Here is an 846-nt window from a genome sequence, read left to right as displayed (position 1 = left end):
GACCGCTGCTCCGCCCCGGGGCCCCACCCCACTGCGCGCGCCCCGTCCCACCGCACGCCGGAAAGAGGAATCGCCATGTCTCTCGACACGCCCCGGACCGAAACCCGTCCCGAACGGCTGACGGACCGCGAGGCCCTCCAGCGGCTCGAACACGAACGCGCCTCCCGCCTCGCCCAGCTGCGGGCCCTCGGCGAGGCCGGCCCCGACGCGGAGGGACAGGTGGTGTCCACGCACAAGGACACCGTCCGACGCGTCCTCGCCGAGGTCGAGGCCGCCTTCGCCCGCGTCCGGGACGGCAGCTACGGCATCTGCCGCGACTGCGCCAAGCCGATCCCGGTGGAACGCCTGGAAATCCTGCCGTACACGCCGCTCTGCGTCCCCTGCCAGCGCGACGGCTCCTGACCGCCGCCCCTTCCGACCTCCCTTTCCCGCCCTGCCCAGGGGGTGCCTTGGTGAACCACGAGACCGTCGACGACCTCGACACCGGCCTGTCGCCCGAGGACTTCGCCGCGCTGCGCGAGAACCTGCGCGAACAGCGCCTGTTCCGCCAGGAACAGCTCCATCAGCTCTCCACCGCCGCCGCGGCCCGTGCCGACGCGTTCCTCGACCGCCGGGCCGCCTCCCAGATCGAGGTCCGCGTCAAGCTCGCCGCCTCCGCCAGGATGGTTCTGGCCGACGTCGAAGCCGCCCTCGAACGGATGGACCAGGGCCGCTACGGCTCCTGCCACCTGTGCCGCGGTCCCGTCGGCCGCGAGCGGCTGACGATCGTCCCGCAGGCCCGCTACTGCGCCCGCTGCCAACAGGTCAAGGAGGCCGCCCGGTGACCACCGGCCCCCGCCCCCGCCC

General features: G+C 73.9%; 2 protein-coding genes. Both read left to right on the top strand.

Annotation, left to right across the window (positions count from 1 at the left end):
• The first annotated feature begins 75 nt into the window (after nucleotides 1-75).
• Nucleotides 76-402 (top strand): TraR/DksA family transcriptional regulator, encoded by a 327-nt coding sequence (locus tag KMS84_RS38655; RefSeq protein ID WP_256921232.1) that lies wholly within the window; start codon nucleotides 76-78, stop codon nucleotides 400-402.
• A 47-nt stretch (nucleotides 403-449) separates the two neighbouring features.
• Nucleotides 450-824 carry a TraR/DksA family transcriptional regulator gene (locus tag KMS84_RS38650; protein WP_256921231.1) on the top strand — a complete coding sequence of 125 codons (375 nt, stop codon included), beginning with the start codon at nucleotides 450-452 and terminating at the stop codon, nucleotides 822-824.
• Nucleotides 825-846: the final 22 nt, after the last annotated feature.

Origin of the sequence: Streptomyces hilarionis (assembly GCF_024539675.1) — a bacterium.
Taxonomy (GTDB): domain Bacteria; phylum Actinomycetota; class Actinomycetes; order Streptomycetales; family Streptomycetaceae; genus Streptomyces; species Streptomyces hilarionis.
Note: the sequence above shows the minus strand (reverse complement) of the source record. Positions and strands in the feature narration are given on the sequence as shown.